Consider the following 23,775-nt stretch of genomic DNA (forward strand, 5'->3'; position numbering starts at 1 on the left):
CTCTCTAATTCTGTCAACACCCTTTTGCCGGTCCGGGGAATTTCCCGCCGGACCTGAACAAAAGGAAAGCGCGTTACCTCGAAAAGGAGTGGCGATTAAGCCATTTTCTCCTTGATCTCTTCAGCCACATTGTTCGGCACTTCCTCGTAATGAGAGAATTGCATCGAATATTGCGCACGCCCCTGCGAGAAAGAACGCAATTCGTTCACATAGCCGAACATGTTGGCCAGCGGCACCATGGCGTCCACAGCCTGGGCGATACCGCGAGTGTCCGTACCCTGGATCTGGCCACGGCGGGAGTTGAGATCGCCGATCACGTCACCAAGATATTCTTCCGGTGTGATAACTTCAACCTTCATGATCGGTTCAAGCAGCTTGATGCCGGACTTCTGCGCCGCTTCGCGCATTGCTGCACGGGCTGCGATTTCAAAGGCCAGCGCCGAGCTGTCGACGTCATGGTAGGCGCCGTCATAGACACGGATGTTGAAGTCGATGATCGGGAAGCCGATCAGCGAACCGGTTTCAGCCGTTTCGCGCATGCCCTTTTCAACCGACGGGATATATTCCTTCGGAATATTACCGCCCTTGATTTCGTCTTCAAAGGTAATGCCCGATCCGCGCTCGCCCGGAGTGACTTCGAACTTGATACGCGCGAACTGGCCGGAACCACCGGACTGTTTCTTATGCGTATAATCGATGTCGACAGCCTTGCCGAGCGATTCGCGATACGCCACCTGCGGCGCACCGACATTGGCTTCGACCTTGAATTCGCGACGCATGCGATCGACGAGAATGTCGAGGTGAAGCTCGCCCATGCCCTTGATGATCGTCTGGCCCGATTCGTGATCGGTCGTCACGCGGAAGCTTGGATCCTCAGCCGCCAGGCGGTTCAGGGCAACGCCCATCTTTTCCTGGTCGGCCTTGGTCTTTGGCTCCACCGAAAGCTCGATAACCGGCTCGGGGAATTCCATCCGTTCCAGAATGATCGGGTTGGCCGGGTCACACAGCGTGTCACCGGTGGTGGTCGTTTTCATACCCGCCAGAGCAACGATGTCGCCTGCGAATGCCTCTTCAATGTCCTTACGGTCATTGGAGTGCATTTCGAGGATACGGCCGACTTTTTCCTTCTTGTCCTTGACCGAGTTCAGCAAGGTGCCCTTTTCCAGCTTGCCGGAATAGATGCGGCAGAAGGTCAGCGTGCCCACGAACGGATCGTTCATGACCTTGAACGCCAGCGCCGAGAACGGCTCGTCATCGGACGATGGCCGTGTATCTTCGGTTTCGCCGTCAAGCTTCACGCCCTTAATGGCCGGAACGTCGAGCGGGCTTGGCATATAGTCGACAACAGCGTCGAGCAGAGGCTGGACGCCCTTGTTCTTGAATGCGGAGCCGCACAGCACAGGCACGAAGCTCTGGTTCAGCGTGCCCTTGCGGATCAGCGCCTTCAGGGTCGCGACATCAGGCTCGTTGCCTTCGAGATATTGTTCCATGACATCATCGTCCTGCTCGACAGCAAGTTCGATGAGCTTCTCGCGATAGTCGGCAGCTTCGTCGACCATGTCCGCAGGAATTTCGCCATAGGTATATTCAGCGCCCAGATCTTCGTTCTTCCAGGTGATCGAACGCTGGTTGACGAGGTCGACCAGGCCAACCAGATCGGCTTCCATGCCGATCGGAAGATAGAGAACAGCCGGCGTCGCGCCGAGACGCTCTACAATCGAATCGACACAGAATTTAAAATTGGCGCCGGTGCGGTCGAGCTTGTTGATGAAGCACATCCGCGGCACTTTATATTTGTCAGCCTGGCGCCATACGGTTTCGGACTGTGGCTCCACGCCGGCAACGCCGTCAAAACAGGCTACCGCGCCATCGAGCACACGCAGCGAACGTTCGACTTCAATGGTGAAGTCAACGTGGCCCGGGGTGTCGATGATGTTGATCCGGTGCTCTGGCCCCTTGCGGTCTTCGGCATTCCAGAAACAGGTGGTCGCAGCGGAAGTGATGGTAATACCACGTTCCTGCTCTTGCTCCATCCAGTCCATCGTCGCCGCGCCATCATGCACTTCGCCGATCTTGTAGGACTTGCCCGTATAATACAAAATACGTTCGGTGGTCGTTGTTTTACCAGCGTCAATATGGGCCATAATGCCGATATTGCGATATCGTTCGAGCGGATGGCTGCGTGCCATAGTCTTTACTCCAGTATGTGGGGAACCAAATTCTGGCCGCCCTATAGTGAAATGGGCTGAACAATGCCAGCCCCGTGATTATCAAAATCTTGATATAGAGTCCGTTCGCACTGGGCTTGTCGAAGTGCCTCGATCGGGAATATGCTTCCCTGACGAGAAGCGCCCTTCGACAGGCTCAGGACGAACGGTCTAAACTTATACTACCAGCGGTAGTGAGCAAAGGCACGGTTGGCTTCCGCCATCTTGTGCGCATCTTCGCGCTTCTTCACCGCGTTGCCGCGATTGTTGGAAGCGTCCAGAATTTCACCCGACAGACGCGCTGCCATTGTGGTTTCGCTGCGGCCGCGAGCGGCAGAGATCATCCAGCGGATCGCCAGAGCCTGCGCACGTTCGGGACGCACTTCGACGGGAACCTGATAGGTCGCACCACCGACACGGCGGCTGCGGACTTCGATACCCGGCTTGATGTTGTTGAGCGCATCATGGAACAGTTGAAGCGGGTCTTTCTTGGCCTTGGCTTCAACGCTGTCAAATGCACCATAAACAATCCGTTCTGCGGTGGATTTCTTACCATCCATCATCAGGTTGTTCATGAATTTCGAAAGCACCAGATCCTTGAATTTCGGATCGGGCAGGATAACCCGTTTTTCGGGACGACGACGACGTGACATATATTATAACTCCGAAACTGAAACTATTTAGGACGCTTGGCGCCATATTTCGAACGGCTCTGCTTGCGGTCCTTGACACCCTGGGTATCGAGAACGCCGCGCAGGACGTGATAACGCACACCGGGAAGGTCGCGAACACGACCGCCGCGGATCAGGACAACACTATGTTCCTGAAGGTTATGACCTTCACCGGGAATATAGCTGATGACCTCGCGCTGGTTGGTCAGGCGAACCTTGGCAACCTTACGCAGAGCGGAGTTTGGTTTCTTTGGAGTCGTTGTGTAGACACGGGTGCAAACGCCACGTTTCTGTGGGTTGGCTTCCATGGCCGGCACCTTGGACTTCGTCTTCTGGGGCACCCGCCCTTTACGGACGAGCTGGTTAATCGTTGGCATAAAGTCTTCACCTTATAGTAGAAATGGTCCTGCATGATGCAGGGGTTACTCTCACCGCCCAATGTGGCGGCAAGTGTTTTGCCTATGTAAGTTTTCTGCGGCGTCGAGCGGAGCCCGAAGAAGCGGAAGCGCGGCCCTTAGACGGGATTCGGGCTTGGGTCAAGGGTGTGGGTGTATGCTTACCCAACAGAAACTCAGAGCTTTTCGAAAAGTGAAAAATACAATAACATAGTAATAACAAGCAGAAGAGAAACCAATGACCTTTCAAAACCTTTTGATATCACAACTATTGGTCAACCCCGCCAATGATCGTCATGGAGAACTGCGTGATGAGAGCGCTGCTATTGACGAACTTTTTAGGTCACATGATGTGCGAATGCGCGCATTGGCACGTGACGTTGTCGCTGAGAGTAGGATATTCGACCCTCCCCTTGTTATGCTTCATGACGAACGATACGTAGTTTTTGACGGCAACCGCAGGGTCACCTGCATGAAACTTCTACGTGAACCCGATCGCGCACCAACCGATGAACTGATTCAATTTTTTCGTCAGCTTAGAGATCAATGGGATGGACGGTTCCCATCGCGAATGGCCTGCCAAGTAGAAAATGACCGTGAAACCATCGACGACATTCTATTTCGCCGACATACCGGCACTCAAGGTGGCGTTGGTCAAATTGGCTGGGACAATCGAGCCAAAACAAATTTCGTTGAACGGACTGGCCGTGATGGTCCGGTTAATGTTGGCGCTGCTGTAGAAGAATTGCTGACAGAAGAAGAGCTACTGCCGGAAGAGCGGATTCCATGGTCCACTCTATCTCGATTGCTCTCTTCTGAGCAATTCAGAAACCGAGCCGGGATTTCGATTTTGGGGCGAGAGTTTCGATTAACTCACGAACGGGGCCCGGTCCTGAGAGGTCTTCAACGAATTGCTGAAGACTTAGGTTCAGGACCTATTAAATAGCTTGCATGATTGGTAGAAGGTTGATTCAATGGTGGCATCAAAGGAGGTGCCGCTGATGAGTGATCTGTTTATGTTGAGCAAGGCGCAGATGCGCCGGATAGAGCCATATTTCCCGTTATCGCACGGAGTTCCGAGAGTTGATGACCGGCGTGTATTGAGTGGCATTGTCTTCGTGATCCGTAATGGGTTGCGTTGGCGCGATGCCCCTGCAGCCTATGGCCCTCATAAGACGATCTATAATCGCTTTATCCGCTGGAGCCGTATGGGTGTGTTCAACAAGATATTCTCTGCTCTGGCAGCTACCAGCGATGCCGATGACGTGCTGATGATTGATGCCACGCACTTGAAAGCGCATCGCACCGCTGCCAGCCTTTTAAAAAAGGGTCTGTTTCCAGATATATCGGAAGAACGAAGGGCGGCTTAAACTCCAAGCTCCATGCCGTGTGTGACGGGTCAGGCAGGCCGTTGGTCCTGTGTTTAAGCGAAGGGCAGATGAGCGATCATATCGGTGCAAAGCTCACATATTCCGCGCTACCCGATCATGCCCTCTGCATGATCGGGGACAAAGGCTATGACAGCGACGAGTATCGCGCCGCCCTGCAGGCCAAAGGCATCACGCCGTGCATCCCGCCGCGAAAGGGACGGATATTACCCGCTGACTTCGACAAAACCCTCTACCGGCAACGTCACAAAATCGAGAATATGTTCGGACGCATCAAGGACTGGAGGCGTATCCACACCCGCTATGACCGATGCGCACATACCTTCATGTCCGCCATCGCAATCGCAGCTACCGTCATCTTCTGGCTCAGTTAATGAGTCCTGACCCTAGCCTCCGGACACCTCACACTTGGTCATTTATGGAATAACGAAGCCAAACGCCAATACCTAGATGGGCTTGAAGCTGAAGGACTGCTACCCACCGAACAGCATCGACTGGATGCAGTTGATAATCCTATTCCTCAACCGCCGAATCAACCTCGCCCAGGGCGCCCTCCAAGACGCCCACCCGCAGCGCGAACACTCATACCTTCTGGTACCAACGTGCCTCAATGGACAGCGGAGCAACAACGCATTTCGAGAATTTGGGACGAATTGAGTAGCCTCCCAATGCGCGCGTATCCCAACGCAACAGCATCACTATTGCGCATGCTCTTGGAATTGGCCATTGAAGGATACCTTACCGCACATAGGATTGAAGAACGGCCAGAACTCTCAAGACGAGTCGGAGCCGTCGCGAGATCACTGCGCGAGAGAGATCTGATTGATCAGCGATATTTTGAGGAAGTTGATAGGATCAGACGTGCTGACCAGTTAATTTCAGTCGCAAGTATGCAACGACTACTACATTCTCCCGATTTCGCTCCTTTGGAGGCGGAGTTTCGAGCATATTGGAATCGGTTGAGCAGGCTAATCTTGGCAGCTATCTCACTATGAAGGTAACTCATTGTGTGGACCGACAATGATTATGACCATATCCATAATGGCCGACCGAGCTGGGTAACCGGCGACATATTTTCGCGTCCGCCAAAAATCAAATTTTTACACGCTGCGGAGCCTTGGGATTTTACCCGACACATTCTGTTTCAATTCCAAAATAGCGATATAGATGATGAACATCCGGAATGGATGACCTCTTGGTTTGCTGGCGTAGCATTATTAAGAACCATTGGTCACGTGCTCAGGAATGTCGATCGCCCCTGCGGAACGAAATATCGCTGTGCCGTCGATGGTTTTTGGAACGACATTCGCGATGACAAATCTACACATTGGATTTTTTTCGATTTTATAGAACGAGAGCGCAACAACATTTTGAAAGAATTCTCTTTCGGTGCCAGCCTACCAAACAAGGACGATGATGAACGCCAGTTAGTCTATACTTTCCAAGACGATTGGGACGGCACCCAACTTTTTAGGGAGGCTGTTTATTGGTGGCGCGCACAGCTTGAACATCTCGAAACTCTAGTAGTCTAGTGCGATCTATATCGGTAAACCAAATTGGATTTCTGCAATCAGCCACAATTACGGTGACAGTTTTTTAAATATACCGATCACCCACTAACCGACAACCGCCCCCCCCAGCGCCCGGCACGTCGAAAATCGCCATTTCCCGACATATATTTGCCTTTTCGGTCATAAACCCGTCACGCCTCGCGTATTTTCTGCCGAAATTTGGCACAATTTTGCCCCATCTTCCGGCCGGCAACGCTCACGCCAAAGACAGTCGCGCCCCTCCTCGCGGATGCGTCTACCCCTCCACGGGAAACATGCTTCCAAGTCTTCCATTCCGGAATTGGGACAGGTTCGGATTTTGAGGGATCGTTGCCGTGGTACCGGGGGCGGGTCACGGGCGGGGATGGTGGGTTGGCGAGGGGCGCACTTACAGGTTCGTCATCCTGAACTTGGTTCAGGATCCGTCTGGATAGGGCGCGTGCGGAGGGAGGTCCTGAAACGAGTTCAGGATGACGGGGGCTCCCTCCGGCAAACTATTGCGCGCCTTATTGCGCGAGCGATTTCTCGATATCGGCGACCGGGCTGTTGATCAGCGTCTTGGCCTGTTCCAGCACGATCTTGTCGCTCACTTCCTGATGCAGCAGCGGGCGGATTTCGCCCAGCGTGTCGGGATCGGCGACCAGGATCAGCCGCTCGTAGGCGCCCTTGTGGGCCAGGTCATAAAGCTGCTCGGCGATGATCTTGGAGAAGGTCGCCTCCATGCTTTCCCGCGCCGACTGTTCGGGCGGGGATTTGCCGGAGGGGCCCTGATCGGCCAGATCTCCGGGTGTCCAGTCGCCGTCATGCTCCAGCGATCCGCTGCGCACATAGAAGGTCTTGGCCTCCCTGCCCGTGGCGACGACAACAAATGTTTCTTCCGGAAAATTCAGGTTACCCATATTCATGTCCTTTTTTAGGTTCGGCTAATCAACGCGCTAGCCGGGGAAAGGTTGCCTGCGGGGGCGGATGGCGGGGCGGTGATCCCCTCCCCCTCGTCATCCTGAACTTGGTTCAGGATCTCCATCGGCAGCGCGCAATCTTAGGGGGTCCTGAAACGAGTTCAGGATGACGATCCCTCCCCCCATCACCCCCTTGTCACAATGGAGTCGCGCATAATTCTCCAAATTGTCACGCGGCGACCGTCAACCTGTCACAGCCTTGCTGCACTGCACCATCCGTTCCCGTGTCGCACATAAAAGGCTGAAAGCTTCCATGACAAAATATACTCCCGCCGCCCTGTCCCGTCCCTCTTTGATCGCGCTCGCCAGCGCGCTGTTCCTTGCCGGAACCGCCCCGGCCGTGGCGCAGACCGGCACCGATGATATCGCCGACGACAGCGACGGCGACGTCATCATCGTCACCGCCCAGAAGATCGAGCAGAAGTCGACCGATGTGCCGATCACCATCTCGGCCAATACCGGCGAGCGGATGAAAGAACTCGGCGTGTCCGATCTCGACGAATTGTCCAACTATGTCCCCGGCCTCAATATCCAGGAGCAAAGCGCCAACAATCCGGGCGTCGTGATCCGCGGCATCACCTCGGACAGCGGCTCGGCGCAGCAAGCCGCCCGCGTCACGCTTTACTATAATGGCGTCGATATCTCCCGCTCGCGCGGTTCCTATCAGGATCTCTACGATATCGACCGGGTCGAGGTGATCAAGGGCCCGCAGGCGACCCTGTTCGGCACGGCTTCTGCGGTCGGCGCGATCAGCATCATTTCCGCCCGGCCCGAGCCCGGCTTCTCCGGCGAGGTCAGCGCCAGCTATGGCAATTATGACGCCTATACGCTGGGCGGCCATCTCAACGCCGGCAATGATGTGATCGCGGTGCGGGTCGCTGCTGCGCACAAGAAGCGCGACGGCTATGTCACCAATCTCGCCCCCAATCAGGAGGATCTTTATGCGCAGGACCAGCTGGGTGCCCGCGCATCCTTCCGCTTCACGCCGAGCAGCACCTTCACCGCAGACCTGATCCTGACCTATGACCGGCAGCGCAATTCGGGCACGCCGTTCATTTCCGGCACCCTGCCAACCAGCGCCGGACCGGCCGATCCTTTCGGCGTCGCCGATATGCGCGGTTCGCCCTTCTCTGCCGCCGTGCTGGGCGATGCAGACCTTGGCCTGACCCGCGATGTCTATGATGCCAATCTGACGATGAGCTGGGACTTTGCCGACGAGTGGAACATCACCATGGTCAACGGTTTCCGCAAGTTCAATTCCAACGAAGTGTTCGACGCCGACGGCTCCGCCGCCTATTTCCTGGAATTTGCCGAGGATGCCAATGGCGAACAGGGCAGCCACGAAACCCGCTTCACCTATAATAATGGCAGCACGTTTCGCGGCAGCTTCGGCTGGAATTTCTTCCGCGAGGACAATAGCCAGCGGGTTCCCTTCTCGACCGACGAAGTGACCTATTTCCAGTGCCTGGCCAACGCCGTCGTCGCCGGCGTAGCTTGCGTCGATGACAATGGCGTGCCGGCCGGAGACGCGATCCGCGATCTGACCGGCGGAGCTGTCGACACCATTCCCTATCAGGCGGTGTTTGAAAATCTCGGCAAGAATGACAGCTATTCGGTGTTCGCCGACGGCACCTGGATAGCGACACCCAGAGTCGAGCTGACCGCGGGCGTCCGGGTGCTGATCGAGAAGCGCCGCTCGGGCTATCGCGCCACCGCACCGGGTTCCGTCTTTACTGGTGCGCCGCCCTTTGCGATCACCGACACCGCCGGCCAGACCTTCCGCACCGAGGACAGTTTCTCCGCCGTTTTGCCACGCTTCAATATTCTTTATCGCTTCTCCGACCAGATCAACGGCTTCGCCACCATCTCCAAGGGCCGACGTTCGGCGACGGTGAACGCCGGCGCCACCGCCACGCCCACCGGACCGGTCGGCGACTTCAGCGATATCGCGCCGGAAACCGTATGGAATTATGAAGTCGGCCTGAAAGGGGCCGCGGGGCCATTTTCCGGTTCGATCGGCGTTTACTATCAGGTCTATGACAATTTCCAGGTCACGGTTGCCGATCCGGCCAGACCGGGCACCACGACCACGCTGAGCGCCGGTAGCGCCAGCAATTTCGGGGTCGAGGCCGAGGTCAATGTCCGCGCCGCCGACTGGCTGAACCTGTTCGCCAATATCGGCTATATTGACGGGGGGATTGATGACAAGCCGGGCAACGGCAATCTGGCGGGCTCGCGCTTTCGGCTCCAGCCCCAGGTGCAGGCAGCGGCCGGCTTCACGATCGACTATCCGATCAATGACAGCACCCGCTTCTTTGCGACGCCCAGCGTCACCCATCGCAGCCGGGTCTATTTTGAAGCGCCGAACAATATTCTGACCAGCCAGAAAGCGGTCACGCTGGTCAACCTGCGCGCGGGCCTGTCCTTTGCCGACGAGCGGTTCGAAATTGCCGGTTTTGTCCGCAATCTGACCAATAAGGACTATCTTCTGGACGCGGGCAACACCGGCGGCGCCTTTGGCATCCCGACCTTCATCCCGGCCGAACCGCGCTTCTACGGCGTCCAGGCCAGCGCCAAATTCTAGCCGTCAGTAACAGACGCTTATTCCCGGCAAGGCTACGGCCTTCGCCGGGAATAAGCCGACTGTCCGCGCTGCGGGAATCCAGTCACCTTTCCCGCCGCAAACCGGCCCGCAAGGGCGGATGTCCGGCTTCATGGCAAATATTTGTTAACCCTATTTTTACACCCGCCACCTAGTCAGGTTCTGGTAAATTCAAACCGCACCTGCAGGATGGCCCGACGACATGGATCTAGCGCCGCAATCGGAAAAAAACTGGCAGACATCCTGGCAAACTCCATGGCGGTCGCCAAAAATTCCACCGGAAATCCGCTCCTCGGTCGAGCAGATGCAATTGCACCGGGCAATGACCCATGTGCCGATGATCTATCTGGTCGCGATATTCAATCTGATTGCGGTGATGGTCCTGTCGGCCCACGAAGGGGTCGAGCCAATCTATTACGGCTGGATGGGGCTGCTCGCGGTCGGCTGCGTCGGGCGGATGGTCATGTGGATCCGCTATCCGAAAGACCCGGAATCGCTTGTCCATTCGCAAAAGATACTTCGCAATCTCTCCGTCCTCTCGGTCGGCATCGTATCCTTTCTCAGCATCTGGTCGGTGTTCATAATTACCTCCGGCATGTTCGCTAACCAGATGTTCATCCCGATGTCGCTGGTCTTCGGATCGACCTGTATCGCCCACTGCCTGGCCTGCATCAAAAAGGCAGCCGTTACTGTCCTGTTCGTCGGCGTCATTCCCTCGGCGGTAGCCATGATCCTGGTCGGCGGATTTGACGACATGATCATGGGATGGAGCATGATCACGATCGCGCTGCTGATGATCCGGTTCATCATCGACAGCTATAACCAGATCATTTCCGGCCTGATCATGCGCCACACGATATGGAAACAGGCGCATAGCGATCCGCTGACCGGGCTGGCCAATCGCCGGGCGATGATGAACCACCTGCTGCTGGCAGAACAGTCTTTCGCCAGCAGCGGCAACGGCTTTGCCGTCGCCCTGATTGATCTCAATCATTTCAAGCAAGTGAATGACAATCTGGGCCATGATGTCGGCGACCATCTGCTGGTCGAGGTGGCCCGGCGGCTGAAGCGCTGCTGCGCTGCAGAAGAAATTGTCGGTCGCCTTGGAGGCGACGAATTTCTGATCCTGATGCCCGATGTGAACGGTCACGATCAGGCGCTGGCGAGAGCAAGCGCCTTTTTGGCCGGCTTTGCTACGCCAGCCGAAATCGAGGGCCATATCCTGACTCCGTCAGCCAGCGTTGGCATTGCCGTCCAGTCGCTCGACGGCAACGGTACCGAGCAATTGCTGAAAGCTGCCGACGGTGCCCTCTACAAAATGAAACGCAGCGGCAAGAGCCCGCGCAACCCGGCCAAGCCGGTGTTGCGCAATATCGCCTGACGCGCGTACGATCCGGTTGACGAAGAAACCGTTCACCATCTTCCGTGCAATATCACGAGATTTGCAACCAATATCGGCCTGCCATGTTCTTCCCTGACGAGATTATGCGCGATCGGACAGTCCTACCTGTCTGAAAACACGTACTTCATCGGGCGGGCGATCATCATATGCTCCGCTGGAAAAAATCAGGAACAGGAAACCATGAAAGCCATTGTCGTCCTTGTCGTTGCACTGGCCTTTGCCATTGCGCCATTTCTGTCGCCGGAATTTGGCGGGATCGATCCGGACCGTTATCCGGTACCACAGAACAATCCGCCGGTTCAGCCTGTCGGCTGGGCTTTCAGCATCTGGGGCCCAATTTATCTGTGGCTGGTCGCCCACGCCGCCATGGGCGCCTTCAAGTTCAGACAGGATCCGGAATGGGACAAGGGCCGCACCCCCCTGGCGCTGTCGTTGGCGGTCGGTACGATCTGGCTTCCGGTCGCGCTGGTCTCGCCGATCTGGGCAACAATCCTGATATGGATCATGCTGATCGCCGCCTTGGTAGCAACCTATCGGTCGGAACAGGCCTCGCCTGCCTGGATCGCCAAATGGCCGCTCGCGCTCTATGCGGGCTGGCTCTCCGTAGCATCCTTCCTGTCCATCGGACTCCTGCTAGCGGGATATGGGTTTGTCGGTGAATTCATGGCAGCGGTGATTGCTCTTCTGCTGGCAGTCCTCTTCACCGGCTATAATGCCGTCCGCCTGAAATCCTGGCCTTACGCCCTCGCCGTGTCCTGGGGGTTTTTCGGCATCGCCGTGACCAATATGGGTTCCACGATGCCATTAGCGGTTGCGGCCGTGTTGGCCGCGGTCGCGATCCCGGGTCTGACGGCCCTGACCAGACAATCTCTGGGCTAGCGCGGCTCTACCAGCAACCACTCGTCATCCTGAACTCGGTTCAAGCCCCCTTGAGGTTGGGCACCGCTGCCGGTGGTCCTGAGCCATGGCCACCGGGGGTAAACGCGTTCGGAACGACGGAAAGCGCTCATTGCCGCGTCTGGCTCAACGGTAAGCACAGCAACAACAGCCCGATGACAGCAGGCCCGGCCTGCACCAATGCGATATCCGGTGACACGCGCCAGGCACCGAAAATACCCGCCGTGGCGACGAACAGCAAGAAGCCGCTGGCAACCTTCCGCTGCCATTCAGCATTGCGGATGAACAGCGACCAGATCAGACCGGCCGCCACACAGAGATTGTAGACGCCCTGATTGGCAGCCATCGCGGATGTCGGTTCAAACAGGCTGGCGGGGAGATCGGGAAAGGTTGCCGGGCCCTGCGCCTGCCAGGCAAATATCCCGAACCAGGCGATATAGAGATGGAGTGTGGCAACCAGCGCGATCATGATCCTGGCAAATATAGGCACGCAGCGACTCCCGGTTTTTCTGGTTCTTATAGGCGGTAAATCTGCAAGCTCAACACGGCTTGCCGGCCGAGATCATCTGGTCACGATCGCAAATTGCTTTCCTACATCGCCTGATTTTGATAAATGTTGCACTGGTTCTTTGACATTTTGAGCGGCCTTGATTTCGGCCGCTGCATATTCAGCGACACCAGCCGCAGGCCCCGGATTTTCTAAGGCCTTAACACTGTAAAGTTTGTAAAGTTCGATCCATGGCGGCGGGTTTGCTTTTTTCCTTGGCGGGGCCAGTTCAGACATGGTCAGAAGCCCTGACAAAACCCGCTCTTGGCCCGAATTTTCACGAACTTTGGCCTAGCCGCGCTCGCCGAGCACCGCATTTTCGATGCGGATACGGTGGCGCAGCAGGATCGCGTTGAGGACAGAGAAGACCAGAGCCACCCACGGCAGGCCGAGCATCAGCGGCACGATTGCGATCTCCAGGACCACGACGAGATAATTGGGGTGGCTGATATATTTATACGGCCCGCGTTTGACCCGGTCAAAATGCGGCGCAGAGATGATTCTGGTCGTCCACCAGCGGCCGATGCTCGCCAGCGTCCAGATGCGCAAAATTTGTGTACCGACGAACAGTGCCAACATCGCTGGCGAAATCTCATGCTGTGGATCGACCAGCAAGGCGATGACCGCGATCCAGGCGCTGTGGAGGAAGATGAAATAATGATAATGGTCCGCACCATGTTCCTGGCCCCCTTCGCCGAGCAACCGTCTGGTGTTGCGGCTGGCATGGACCAGTTCGCCCAGCCGCTGGACGACAATATAGACCAGCGCCCAGGTCACCAGTGTCGGACTGGCCGTGAAAATCGCGCCGAGCGGATCGTTCATGCCGCACCCTGCGGATCGAGGATAGCAAGCGCTGCGGTAAAGCCGGGGCCGAGTGCGGTCAACAATATCGGCTTGTCGGGCTTTTCCGCCAGCAGCTTGTCGAGCACGAACAACACCGTTGGCGAGGACATATTGCCATGTTGACGCAGCACCTCGCGGGTTGCCGGAATGCCCGCAATACCGGGCGCAAAATATGCTTCCAAAGCTTCCACCACCCTGCCCCCTCCGGGATGGCAGGCGGGTTCGGAGAGATCGGACATGCCCAGATCCTGAGCCGTCAGAAAGTCATCGCAAAAAGGAGCAAAATCCTTGGCGACAAAGCTGGGAATATCCCGTGCCAGCACCAGATCGAAGCCAGTTGTGCCGATGTCCCAGCCCATCATGTCGCGGGTATCGGGCCATGTCTTTTGCGCAAAGGCACGAAAAGCCGGTGCGCCGGCCGGCGCGTCCTTGCCACTGAGCACCGCTGCGGCACAACCGTCGGCAAACAAAGCGGTGGCGATCATGTTCTTCTTGTCGAATTGACTATAGTCATAAGACAGGCTGCACAATTCCAGCGAGATCATCAGGACATTCTGACCCTCGCCCGCCACCGCCAGATCATTGGCCAGTTGCAGGCCGAGCACGCTGCCGGCGCAACCATAGCCGAACACCGGGATCGTCCGGGTCGACGGGTCAAAGCCCATCGTCTCGATCATCCGGCTGGGAATAGAGGGTGTCATCGTGCCGGTGGTCGATATCAGAACGATCGCGTCAATGTCGGAGGGCCCAAGCGCCGCCTTGTCCAGCGCGGCCCCGGCCGCCCTGTGCGCCAGTCGCATTCCGATCCGGTCATAAATCGCTGCCCGGCCGGTCCAGCTGCGCGGTTCCAGATAATAGTCTGCCTCGCAGGCAAGATAGCGTTGCTCGATCCCGCTGTTCCCGAGTATCTGTTCCAGCCGGGCCGGAAGCGCCGCTCCCCTCGCCTTGGCCAATACCGCCAGTACGTCAGTCTGGCTGATACGGTGTTCGGGAACCGCCGTGGCAATGGATCTCAATACGGACATGGGGGACTTTCACTCATCATCACGGGATTGTTACATCAGATAGACCAGGGAAACACGCAAATCTGGTGCGTTGCACCATAGCACGTATGGATACTGCTAAGGAAATATTGCGGGGCGGTGATAAGACAGGAAATAAAAATCAACTATTACGGTGTCTTAACCGAAATAACATCGATTATTGTGCACTGCACCATTTTTCTTGACATCGACAGGTCGATGCCTTATTTGTGCACTGCAACATAGAAGTGAGATTACCGATGGCTGATACGAAGAACGAAATATCCTCTGCCCCGGCAGATAAAGTAACCAGCTCGCTCTCTGCTGATGCGGCTTATGCTGCAGCGGCCACCGCGACTGTCGAGAAGGCCGCGGCTGAACAGGCCCCGGTAACGACCGAAACCAAAAAGCCGGTGGCTCCCGCTGCTAAACCGGCAACAGCGGCAAAGCCTGCTGTCAAGAAAACCGCAGCGTCCAAACCGGCAGCGAAGAAGCCTGCAGCAAAGCGTAAAGTTGCTGCGAAGCCGGCTGCCAAGACCACATCGAACAAAACGACCAAAGGAACCAAGAAAATGGCTACCACCAAAACCACCGCAACCAAGCGCGTTGTGAAGAACACCAAGGCCGCCAACACCAAGGCCGCCAACACCGCCAAGAAGACCGCTGAAAAAATGGGTTCGCGCTTTGAAAAGCTGACCGCCGATGCGCAGGCTCGCGCCAAGGCTGCTGCTGACCGTGCCGTTGCACTGTCGAAGAATGCTGTTGAATTCAACCGCGAAAATGTTGAAACCCTGATCGAAAGCGGCAAGATCGCTGCAAAGGGCGCTCAGGAAATCGGCAAGACCAACGTGAAATATACCCGCGAGAATTTCGTTGAAGCCAGCCGCGCTCTGCAGGGCCTGTTCAGCGTCGCGACGCCGAAGGACATGTTTGAAAAGCAGGCTGACTATGTGCGCAGCGGTCTGGACCGGGTCATGGACCAGACTTCGAACAATGCCGATGCGGTCGTCAAGCTCGCTGGCAAAGCCTATCAGCCGATTGCGGATCGCGTCGGCGAAATCCGCAAGGAGCTGAAAGCAACTGCCTAAGCCGCTTTTGCAACCGGTAAAAAGGGGGCCGTTCCGCTGGGGCGGCCCTTTCCATATGTGCATTATTGACACGGATTAACGCAAAAGCATGCAAAACTATCAATCCGCCACTTGCCCTCGGGGGTAAAAATACCATATCCTGAGGCTAATGATGAACCAGCAGATTCTTTCCCCCTTCCCTATTTTCAATCGGCAAATGCCTGCCGGCAACCATTCGATCATGGGCAACGACCCGGACAAGGGTTCCGATGACGATGGTGACGACACCAATCTCGGTATCGCGACCAAGACCAGAGCCAAGACCAAGAAACCCAGCCCCTATAAAGTTCTCATTCTCAACGACGATTATACACCGATGGAATTTGTCGTCCTGGTGCTGAAGCGGTTTTTCAACATGGACATCGATGAAGCCACGCGCGTCATGCTGCACGTGCACCAGAAAGGTGTCGGTGTCTGCGGAACGTTCAGCTACGAAGTCGCGGAAACAAAGGTCACGCAAGTGATGGATTTTGCGCGCAAGAACGAACATCCCCTGCAATGCACGCTTGAGAAAGCCTGAACACAACCAAGGAAAACGCCATGTCCGAGACGCCAGTGATCACCGTGGATATCGTCTCCGATGTCGTTTGCCCCTGGTGCATCATCGGCTACAAGAAGCTTGAGAAAGCCATGGCCCGATTTGAAGGTCAGGCCCGCTTCGAACTGGCCTGGCACGCCTTTGAGCTGAACCCCTCCATGCCGCCGGAGGGTCAGGATATCGGCGAACATATGGCGCAAAAATATGGTGCCACGCCGGAGCAGAGCAAAGCCAACAGAGAGCGCCTGCGGAGCGCCGGCAGTGAGCTGGACTTCGAATTTCGTTACGGCGACAAGATGCGGATGGTGAATACGTTTGACGCGCATCGCCTGCTCCACTGGGCTGGCGAGACCGGCAAGCAGACCGCTCTGAAACTGGCTCTGTTCAAAGCGCATTTTACCGATGGCAGGGATGTCAGCGATCACGCGACTCTGGTCGACATCGCGGCATCGGTGGGACTAGACGAGAAACGTGCCCGCGACCTGCTCGGCTCTGATATGTTCGCAGAAGAGGTTCGGGCAGTGGAAGCGGAATGGCAGGATCGCTTCATCACCGGCGTCCCCGCTTTCATCTTCAACAAGAAGTTCATGGTGCCCGGCGCTCAGGAAACCGATGTTTTTGCCAATATCATAGAGAACAAGCTCCTCAAAGAAGCCGCCTGAACGCTAGACTTCTTCCAGCAGTTCTATGACATTGCCGAACGGGTCCCGGCCGTAGATCGCCTTTTGCTGTCCGAAGTCGACAGGAGGCCCAACGAAGGTCATGCCGGCTTCGCTGAGCCGGGCATGTTCGGCTTCGATATCCTCGACAGCCAAGGCCATATGCGGATAACCGAGATCGGCGGGATTGCTACGCCGATCGCGTGGTTCGGGTCTGCTATACTGCCATAGCTCGAGACTGATGTTGGGGCCTTTCAGCATGGCCATTCTGGCTTCGAAACCGGGAAGGCCGACCGCCGCACCGGCCTTGTCATTGTCCGACGGGATGTCGCTGCGCCAGTCCAGCTCGAAGCCGATAACGTCTCGATAAAATGCGAGACCGGCCTCGATATCGGGTACCCCGATAGCGATGTGGTGGACGCCCTTGATCATTTACCGGAAGACTTTCTCGGCGGCATCGGGAAAAACCCGGATGTGCGCTCGATATAGTCCGCATAATCAGGCCGGTTCTTTTTCAGGCTTTTCTCGAGCAGCGGCGCACCGCTCCATTTCATCAGCGTGAAGCTCAGGAACAACGGGCCGATCGCGGCAAGCCATACAGGCCAGCCCAGCGGCGCGGCGGCCAGCCAGATGCCCCACCACGCGCAAAAATCACCGAAATAATTGGGATGGCGCGTATATTTCCACAATCCGCTATCCAGTACCTTGCCCTTGCTGGCCGGATCAGCCTTGAAAGCCTTGAGTTGCATGTCACCTACAGTTTCGAAAGCGATGCCTACGAGCGCTATTATCGCGCCGATGATCGACACAGTAGACAGGCCATCGGTGCCCGCCAGCAATATGCCGAGTTGCGCCGGAAGGCAGACGATGAACAGTAACGGTATTTGCATGGCCCAAGCCTTGAGCAGAGCGGCCTTGGCGAAGCTCATGCCCTGCTTCTCCATAGCGCGCCCCATTATCTTCTTATAGCGGGGATCAACACCTTCCTTGCGCCACCGCAGGAACAGATGGGTTCCCAGCCTGATCCCCCAGAGCGCTGTCAGCGCCCATATCGTGTAAGCCAGAGATCCCGGGTTTTCGGTCTGTATGAAAGATGCGCTGGCCATGATCGCCATACCATAGGCCCAGAATGCGTCGATGAAGGATACGTCACGGATCCGTATCGATATCAACCACAAGAGGATCATGATGATGACCAGCAAGCCAAAGTTCAGCCCCAAAGCTTCAAGCACGTTCATCTGCCTTCTCCTTGTCCGTCTGCTTCACCTATGCCACCGGGTTCCGTTGATACAATATCGCGCATCGCCTTGTCGGGATATTTGGGTGTCACGCTATGATAAAAATCGCTCAGCTTCTGCATGTCGGCTTTATAATCCCCCGATGGCATGAAGGACGGCCCCAGTCCTCCGGTTCGCTTTGAATAGTCCATCAGACCGATGATCAACGGCACTTTCGCCTTGAGCGCTATATAATAGAATCCTGTCCGCCATTCCTTGACGCTGCCACGGGTTCCTTCGGGCGGGATTGTCAGCAGGAAGTCATCACGCCGGTTGAATTCCCTGACCATTGCGTCGACCATATTCTGCGATTTCGACCTGTTCACCGGAATACCCCCCAGGCGCCGCATCATGTCGCCCCAGGGTGGCTTGAATAACGTGTCCTTGCCGATCCAGTAGGATCTGATCTTGAGCTTGTTGATCAGACCGAAGAAATAGAGAAAGTCCCAGTTGCTCGTATGAGGGGCAGCAATGATTACCGCTTTTCGCGGAGGCGGGTTTTCCTGGACCGCGGTCCATCCGTTGACCGTAAAGACGAAGACAGAAAATCGACGAACAATTTCCGACAGCCAGTTCGGTTTGATTTCGTCGTGCACACATCCTCCCACTCGCGGGATTGAGCGCCGCGTTTGTCCGGAGACCATAAGTCCATTTTCCGGCTACGCAACGAAAGATGTCCGTTAGTGCAATCGCCACAGCGCCCCCGATGCGGAGATTTACCGTTCGCAACTTTCCTGTCGGTCAAAGAATGAACACGAACGGGGAGCCTTGTTCACTCCAAGTCCGATATTCTTTAGCGAAACCCGAATCTTTCCTACGCGTTATCAGGAGCTGCAAAGCACCTCAGTCGCGCCCGTGACAATCCGTATGGCACTGATCCGCCTCTTCATCCTCGAGTTCGATTTGAATAGTGATATGATGGATGGAGAATAATCTGTTCAATTCTTTCTGGACAGTGGCCAGGAAACCTTTGCCCGGGTGCCCCTCTGGCAGCACCAGATGGGCTGTCATCGCTGTTTCGCTCGTGCTCATCGGCCAGATATGGAGATCGTGCACCGCCTGAACGCCGGGCAAAGCTGTCAGATATGCCATCACTTCTTCCACATCGATATCGCGGGGCACGCCTGCAAGAGACATTCTCACAGCCTCGGACAATAGCCCCCATGTGCTCCAGAAGATCAGCGCCACGATCAGCAGGCTGATTAGCGGATCAATCCAGTTCAGCCCGCTGAAATAGATCGCAATGCCGCCAATCACCACTCCGGCCGACACACCGGCGTCAGCCATCATGTGGAGAAACGCGCCCCGGATGTTGATATCTTCCTTCTGGCCACTGACGAACAGCATTGCGGTGCCAAAATTGATAACAATGCCAAGCGAAGCAACAATTACAACGGTGCTCGATGCAACCGGGCTAGGTGCACTGAAGCGCTCGATCGCTTCCCATGCGATGGCACCGCAAGCGACCAGCAGAAAAAGTCCGTTGAGCAACGCAGCCAGTATCGATGATCCACCGAGGCCATATGTAAACCGCTTGCTGGGAGGACGTTTGGACAACTCAGCGCCGGCCCATGCAACGGCCAGACCGAGGACATCGGACAAATTGTGACCGGCATCGGCCAAAAGCGCCATTGATCCGGCCAGCAGGCCGAATATGACTTCGACAATGATATATATGATGTTGAGCGAAATTCCGAGCGCGAAGGCGCGACTGAAATTGGTCGGCATATGGCCGTGCGCACCATGACGGTCGTGATGGCTATGGGTAAAATGGCCGTGGTTGTGATGATGACCTGCGGACATCTGCGCTCCGACTATTGCAATATGAATACTCAATCGTTCGATTACACGGATTAGCCAGAGCGGTCTATGGTTTTATACAATATTTTCCGTATGTTATATCATCCAGCGATGACCTGATGTCGAGATTAATCGACAATCAGACCGATCGCGAGATAGATGACGATCGCGGAACCGAAGCCGAATATGGTCGCGAGAACGAAGATGATACGCAAAAGATTTGCGTCCATTCCACTCCAGTTAGCCAAGCCGGAGCAGACGCCCATCAGCTTGCCATTGGCTTTGTCGAGTTTGAGTTTGTTCTTCATGGGTTGATTGCTTCCTTTTCTAGATGAGACTGGTTCCGGCCAGCTACCGGATGCGGACTCCGAGCCTTTGCTTTTTCCGGCCATCAGATCACCACCGACGATGCATTGTTGATAGCCGGTAGGATACTGGCACCGACAAACAAAGCTGCTGAAACGGCTGCGGCGAAAGCGGCGGAAAATGAATTTTGGAGATCGAGTGACATGAGATGTGCTTTCCTAGAATATAGAGGGGATTAAACGATGACCGAAGCGGCGTCGCTGACGGCCGGACCGACACTGGCGCTCACAAGAACGGCTGCAGAGAAAATAGCGGCTACGGCGGCGGAGATATTGCTGGAGACATTCGAGAACATTTTGATTTCCTTTCGACTTGAACTTGTTTTCGCATCCTTGCGAAGATGCCTGATACTTTGCAGGACCCGTGCCAGTTTGCATTATTGCATATATTTCAATAGGTTAAATGAATTTCGCATTTTGCGCCGCCCTACACAAAACCTACAGTTGGTAATTTTTACTAAACTTTGGTGGAAGATTTTTCGGAACCGGACGAAACCCGCGTCGCCGCCGAATTTGCTTCTCTTCGCTGTGGACGAAAGCTAGTGACCAGCCCTGTCATGGCCTTGTCACAGCTCACTCTGCACAATTTTCGCAACTACCCGGAGTTGCGTCTTAACGCCGTTCCCGGGTTCATGGTGTTCAGCGGCGCCAATGGGGCGGGCAAGACCAATATTCTGGAAGCAGTATCGCTGCTCGCGCCGGGCCGCGGCCTCAGACGCGCCTCACTACGTGATATTGCGAGACAGGGCGGCCCGGGCGATTTCGCCGTCGCCGCCCAACTGGATGATGTACATCTGGGAAGTGGTACCAGTGTAGATGCACCCGAACGCCGCAAAACCCGAATCAACGAAGCAGCTGTCCCAACCAATGATCTGGCGGAGTGGCTTTCGATATTATGGCTAACTCCGGCAATGGACCGGCTGTTCACCGAGGGCGCTTCGGGGCGCCGCAATTTTCTTGACCGGCTCGTGACCGCACTGGAGCCTGCCCATGCCCGGAACAGCGCCCGATATGAAGCGGCGCGACGCGAACGCAACCGGCTGCTCGCCGACGCTTATCCCGCGGACAAAGATTGGATGGACGGCCTGGATGCGCAACTTGCACAATTCGGCTCACTCGTCGCAGAAGCTCGGGTCCGGATGATATCCGCCCTAAACCAGCGTCTGGGACAATCGGATGGCCAGATATTTGCCACACCTGTCGTGGATCTGGCGGACGGGCAGTTACACAGCGAGGACCAACTCCGCCAGATGCTGCAGCATAATCGGGCGGTCGACCGCGCAGCCGGTCGAACCACCAGAGGCCCGCATCGCACCGATCTCAACGTATTCCATTCCGCCAAGCAGCAGCCGGCCGATAAATGCTCGACCGGCGAACAAAAAGCCTTGCTGTTCTCGATCATCCTGGCGCACGCGGATCTGATCGCCGAGCAACGCGACAGACGCCCGGTTTTGCTGCTCGACGAAGTCGCCGCCCATCTCGATCCTCAGCGCCGGGCAGCTCTGTTCGGCAAGCTCGCGGAGCGCGGTGGACAGGTCTGGCTTACCGGCACCGAACCCGACCTGTTCAGAGATATTCCCGGCGACGCGCTGCATTTCGAAGTATCTGACGGGACCGTAACCCGACGGTAGGATGCCGTGAATGCCAAATATGGTTTACGAGTGGTTTACCATGACCATTAGCTTTCGCTTTTTGCCCCAGCGCTATGCCTCGCTTGATGGATTCAAAGACTCTTAAAGACTTGTTGATCACAGTGCGTAACGCGATCATTCCGATCCTGCTCGCTTTGCAGGCGCTGATGATGCCCGCTCCGGCTCATGCGAACGACTATCTGCAATGTGTCCCTTTCGCCCGCGAGCTCAGCGGCATTCGTATCTATGGCGATGCCCACAGCTGGTGGGATCAGGCGGAAGGCCATTACCAACGCGGGACAATGCCGGCTGAGGGTGCGGTGCTGTCGCTGCCCAGCCATGGCTCCATGCGGCTGGGACATGTTGCAGTGGTCCGGGAAATTGTCGATGACCGCACGATCCTGATCAGCCACGCCAACTGGTCACCTATCAATGGCCGCCGTGGCCAGATCGAACGTCGGGTCGCCGCCCGCGACGTTTCTGAACATAACGACTGGAGCAAGGTCCGCATCTGGTACGCGCCAATCGGCAAGCTTGGCACCACGGCTTTCCCGGTGAACGGCTTCATTTACCCCGCGAAGCCGGAGCGGCAGGCCGGCCGGCAATGGGCATCGTCGAGCGCCAGACAGAGCAGTCGCCGGCCCAGCCGCCCTTTGTTCGACGGCAAATTGAAGGCCGAACTTGCCAGATCCGCCAATCAGGAACAGCCGCCCGCCACGGAAGCCAGAGACCTGATCGGGGAATTGCTGGACAGAGTGGGCAGCTGAGTCCAGATTGAAGCAATATGCTTCAGCCGGACCCTTGCCAATGATCGCCCACCCGCCTTCCTGCCTTGTCATCCTCGCTGGCGGCCGGTCGACCCGCATGGGTAGCGACAAGGCAGTCATCCATTTTGAAGGGCAACGACTGATCGATAGACTGGTCGACAGATATAGCGGCATTGCAGACCGGATATTGCTTTCAGCGCGTCAGGATTACGGCACCGGGCTGCCCGTCATCAGCGATGACCCGGAAGCCCCGGACGGTCCGGTCGGCGCGATCTTCTCGATCGCGGCCCGTCTGGAAGAGCTGGAGCCAGCGATCGGCGGCTTCGTCACCGTCCCGGTCGACGCCCCGCATGCTCCCGCAGATCTGATCGAGCGGCTTCCGGCGAGCGGCAGCTGTGCCGTTGCCCGGGACCGGCAGCGCATGCATCCGACCTTTGCCTATTGGCGCTGCGATAGCGTCAATGCCGTCCGAACCACCTGCGAGCCCGGTGAACGAGCACCGTCATTGCGATGGCTGTCCCAAGAATGTAATGCAATATCAGTGACTTGGGACGACCCACAAGGGTTCATCAACATCAACCGTCCGGAAGACCTGGCCGCCGCTACAGGCATCAAAAAAGCCGGCGCTTGAGGGGAAGCACCGGCTTTCTTGGGCAGTGACAATCACTGCAGAATTTTATCGGGCGATGCTGCGCCTAGTCGAGACGACGGATTTCCGTCTTCGTCAGGCTGGTAACCAGCTTGCCGTCGGTGTTGGACAGGGTCGAGGCTTCGATCCGCCGTACCTTGCCTTTGTAGATGACCAGAAGATCGCCGGAGTCCAGCACCCGGTTGACTTTGGCAACGCTGGCGCCGGTGGCGTCAAACAGCCGGTCGTTGCGTTCTGCTTCAGCAGCGGATGCAGCCGGAACGGTGAAGGACAGCGCGGTCGCCGCGAGGATGAGGGAGGATAGTTTACGCATGGTTTAACTCCAGTGGTTTTGAACTTGTGGAGCAACTATGGCCGGGGGATTTTAAGTTGCAATATGAAATGCTGCACCTGCGAGTTGCATTTTTGCAATTGACCGTAAAACACGTGCAAAAAGTGGAACCACAAGCCTGTTGCCCCCTCGTGCCGCTTGTGCGATC

The 23,775-nt window shown here is 56.4% G+C and carries 26 protein-coding genes; 12 read left to right on the top strand and 14 right to left on the bottom strand.

Annotation, left to right across the window (positions count from 1 at the left end):
• Positions 1 to 95 precede the first annotated feature (95 nt).
• From fusA to rpsL, 3 genes are all read right to left on the bottom strand, one after another.
• Entirely contained in the window at positions 96 to 2,189 is a 2,094-nt protein-coding gene (gene fusA / locus CHN51_RS01210) for an elongation factor G (RefSeq protein ID WP_100092390.1), read from the bottom strand.
• 200 nt (positions 2,190 to 2,389) lie between these two features.
• Complete coding sequence (rpsG, locus tag CHN51_RS01215; protein ID WP_100092391.1) at positions 2,390 to 2,860, bottom strand: 30S ribosomal protein S7; 471 nt, start codon at positions 2,858 to 2,860, stop codon at positions 2,390 to 2,392.
• Between the two features lie 23 nt (positions 2,861 to 2,883).
• Positions 2,884 to 3,255, bottom strand: a complete 372-nt coding sequence (gene rpsL / locus CHN51_RS01220; RefSeq protein ID WP_067198316.1) for a 30S ribosomal protein S12 — start codon at positions 3,253 to 3,255, stop codon at positions 2,884 to 2,886.
• Positions 3,256 to 3,511: 256 nt separating this feature from the next.
• Between rpsL and CHN51_RS19455 the strand changes: the two genes are divergently transcribed.
• From CHN51_RS19455 to CHN51_RS01235, 3 genes are all read left to right on the top strand, one after another.
• The gene (locus CHN51_RS19455) at positions 3,512 to 4,219 is read left to right on the top strand and encodes a hypothetical protein (protein ID WP_123906206.1); all 708 of its coding nucleotides are present in this window, start codon (positions 3,512 to 3,514) and stop codon (positions 4,217 to 4,219) included.
• Between the two features lie 55 nt (positions 4,220 to 4,274).
• Positions 4,275 to 5,035 (top strand): IS5 family transposase gene (locus CHN51_RS01225; protein WP_100095349.1). Its coding sequence is split into 2 segments (ribosomal slippage): positions 4,275 to 4,608 and positions 4,608 to 5,035, totalling 762 coding nucleotides; the frame shifts between segments, so codons are not numbered across the junction.
• 633 nt (positions 5,036 to 5,668) lie between these two features.
• Positions 5,669 to 6,193 (top strand): hypothetical protein, encoded by a 525-nt coding sequence (locus CHN51_RS01235; RefSeq protein WP_123906207.1) that lies wholly within the window; start codon positions 5,669 to 5,671, stop codon positions 6,191 to 6,193.
• 524 nt (positions 6,194 to 6,717) lie between these two features.
• Here CHN51_RS01235 and CHN51_RS01240 read toward each other — a convergent pair.
• Positions 6,718 to 7,110 carry a host attachment family protein gene (locus CHN51_RS01240; protein WP_100092394.1) on the bottom strand — a complete coding sequence of 131 codons (393 nt, stop codon included), beginning with the start codon at positions 7,108 to 7,110 and terminating at the stop codon, positions 6,718 to 6,720.
• 313 nt (positions 7,111 to 7,423) lie between these two features.
• Here CHN51_RS01240 and CHN51_RS01245 point away from each other — a divergent pair, with 313 nt between their 5' ends.
• The 3 genes from CHN51_RS01245 (at position 7,424) to CHN51_RS01255 (ending at position 12,053) form a co-directional block, all read left to right on the top strand.
• The gene (locus CHN51_RS01245; RefSeq protein ID WP_100092395.1) at positions 7,424 to 9,754 is read left to right on the top strand and encodes a TonB-dependent receptor; all 2,331 of its coding nucleotides are present in this window, start codon (positions 7,424 to 7,426) and stop codon (positions 9,752 to 9,754) included.
• A gap of 220 nt (positions 9,755 to 9,974) precedes the next feature.
• Complete coding sequence (locus CHN51_RS01250; protein WP_100092396.1) at positions 9,975 to 11,153, top strand: diguanylate cyclase; 1,179 nt, start codon at positions 9,975 to 9,977, stop codon at positions 11,151 to 11,153.
• A 201-nt stretch (positions 11,154 to 11,354) separates the two neighbouring features.
• Positions 11,355 to 12,053, top strand: coding sequence for a tryptophan-rich sensory protein (locus tag CHN51_RS01255; RefSeq protein WP_100092397.1), 699 nt, complete (start codon positions 11,355 to 11,357; stop codon positions 12,051 to 12,053).
• Between the two features lie 127 nt (positions 12,054 to 12,180).
• Here CHN51_RS01255 and CHN51_RS01260 read toward each other — a convergent pair whose 3' ends face one another.
• The 4 genes from CHN51_RS01260 to CHN51_RS01270 all read right to left on the bottom strand — a co-directional run bounded on the left by CHN51_RS01260 (position 12,181) and on the right by CHN51_RS01270 (position 14,486).
• A complete protein-coding gene (locus CHN51_RS01260; protein WP_100092398.1) occupies positions 12,181 to 12,561 on the bottom strand; it encodes a DUF1304 domain-containing protein in 381 nt (126 codons plus the stop codon).
• A 72-nt stretch (positions 12,562 to 12,633) separates the two neighbouring features.
• Entirely contained in the window at positions 12,634 to 12,855 is a 222-nt protein-coding gene (locus CHN51_RS19460) for a hypothetical protein (RefSeq protein WP_123906208.1), read from the bottom strand.
• A gap of 54 nt (positions 12,856 to 12,909) precedes the next feature.
• Positions 12,910 to 13,440, bottom strand: a complete 531-nt coding sequence (locus CHN51_RS01265; protein WP_100092399.1) for an isoprenylcysteine carboxylmethyltransferase family protein — start codon at positions 13,438 to 13,440, stop codon at positions 12,910 to 12,912.
• Positions 13,437 to 14,486 (bottom strand): type III polyketide synthase, encoded by a 1,050-nt coding sequence (locus CHN51_RS01270; RefSeq protein ID WP_100092400.1) that lies wholly within the window; start codon positions 14,484 to 14,486, stop codon positions 13,437 to 13,439. Before CHN51_RS01270 ends, CHN51_RS01265 begins: the two co-directional genes overlap by 4 nt.
• A gap of 257 nt (positions 14,487 to 14,743) precedes the next feature.
• On the opposite strand from CHN51_RS01270, the gene CHN51_RS19670 reads away from it, so the two are divergent.
• From CHN51_RS19670 to CHN51_RS01290, 3 genes are all read left to right on the top strand, one after another.
• The gene (locus tag CHN51_RS19670) at positions 14,744 to 15,571 is read left to right on the top strand and encodes a phasin family protein (protein ID WP_164088939.1); all 828 of its coding nucleotides are present in this window, start codon (positions 14,744 to 14,746) and stop codon (positions 15,569 to 15,571) included.
• Positions 15,572 to 15,791: 220 nt separating this feature from the next.
• Positions 15,792 to 16,130, top strand: coding sequence for an ATP-dependent Clp protease adapter ClpS (gene clpS / locus CHN51_RS01285; protein ID WP_240616970.1), 339 nt, complete (start codon positions 15,792 to 15,794; stop codon positions 16,128 to 16,130).
• Between the two features lie 20 nt (positions 16,131 to 16,150).
• Entirely contained in the window at positions 16,151 to 16,810 is a 660-nt protein-coding gene (locus tag CHN51_RS01290; protein WP_100092404.1) for a DsbA family oxidoreductase, read from the top strand.
• 3 nt (positions 16,811 to 16,813) lie between these two features.
• Here CHN51_RS01290 and CHN51_RS01295 read toward each other — a convergent pair whose 3' ends face one another.
• The 5 genes from CHN51_RS01295 to CHN51_RS01315 all read right to left on the bottom strand — a co-directional run bounded on the left by CHN51_RS01295 (position 16,814) and on the right by CHN51_RS01315 (position 20,192).
• On the bottom strand, positions 16,814 to 17,239 hold the full coding sequence (locus CHN51_RS01295; protein WP_100092405.1) for a VOC family protein: 426 nt from the start codon (positions 17,237 to 17,239) through the stop codon (positions 16,814 to 16,816).
• Complete coding sequence (locus CHN51_RS01300) at positions 17,236 to 18,045, bottom strand: DUF1295 domain-containing protein (protein WP_100092406.1); 810 nt, start codon at positions 18,043 to 18,045, stop codon at positions 17,236 to 17,238. Before CHN51_RS01300 ends, CHN51_RS01295 begins: the two co-directional genes overlap by 4 nt.
• The gene (locus CHN51_RS01305) at positions 18,042 to 18,680 is read right to left on the bottom strand and encodes a lysophospholipid acyltransferase family protein (RefSeq protein ID WP_240616824.1); all 639 of its coding nucleotides are present in this window, start codon (positions 18,678 to 18,680) and stop codon (positions 18,042 to 18,044) included. The genes CHN51_RS01300 and CHN51_RS01305 overlap by 4 nt, the downstream gene beginning before the upstream one ends.
• 247 nt (positions 18,681 to 18,927) lie before the next feature.
• Positions 18,928 to 19,887: a cation diffusion facilitator family transporter gene (locus tag CHN51_RS01310; protein ID WP_100092408.1), complete on the bottom strand. Its 960-nt coding sequence runs from the start codon at positions 19,885 to 19,887 to the stop codon at positions 18,928 to 18,930.
• Between the two features lie 125 nt (positions 19,888 to 20,012).
• A complete protein-coding gene (locus tag CHN51_RS01315; RefSeq protein ID WP_100092409.1) occupies positions 20,013 to 20,192 on the bottom strand; it encodes a PspC domain-containing protein in 180 nt (59 codons plus the stop codon).
• Positions 20,193 to 20,806: 614 nt separating this feature from the next.
• Here CHN51_RS01315 and recF point away from each other — a divergent pair.
• The 3 genes from recF (at position 20,807) to CHN51_RS01330 (ending at position 23,278) form a co-directional block, all read left to right on the top strand.
• Entirely contained in the window at positions 20,807 to 21,880 is a 1,074-nt protein-coding gene (gene recF / locus CHN51_RS01320; RefSeq protein ID WP_100095358.1) for a DNA replication/repair protein RecF, read from the top strand.
• Between the two features lie 110 nt (positions 21,881 to 21,990).
• The gene (locus CHN51_RS01325; protein ID WP_346426331.1) at positions 21,991 to 22,647 is read left to right on the top strand and encodes a CHAP domain-containing protein; all 657 of its coding nucleotides are present in this window, start codon (positions 21,991 to 21,993) and stop codon (positions 22,645 to 22,647) included.
• A gap of 40 nt (positions 22,648 to 22,687) precedes the next feature.
• Positions 22,688 to 23,278 (top strand): molybdenum cofactor guanylyltransferase, encoded by a 591-nt coding sequence (locus tag CHN51_RS01330; RefSeq protein WP_100092410.1) that lies wholly within the window; start codon positions 22,688 to 22,690, stop codon positions 23,276 to 23,278.
• A gap of 64 nt (positions 23,279 to 23,342) precedes the next feature.
• On the opposite strand, the gene CHN51_RS01335 is transcribed toward CHN51_RS01330, so the two are convergent.
• Positions 23,343 to 23,609 carry a hypothetical protein gene (locus CHN51_RS01335; RefSeq protein ID WP_100092411.1) on the bottom strand — a complete coding sequence of 89 codons (267 nt, stop codon included), beginning with the start codon at positions 23,607 to 23,609 and terminating at the stop codon, positions 23,343 to 23,345.
• Positions 23,610 to 23,775: the final 166 nt, after the last annotated feature.

The organism is Sphingorhabdus sp. YGSMI21 (genome assembly GCF_002776575.1).
Lineage (GTDB): Bacteria > Pseudomonadota > Alphaproteobacteria > Sphingomonadales > Sphingomonadaceae > Parasphingorhabdus.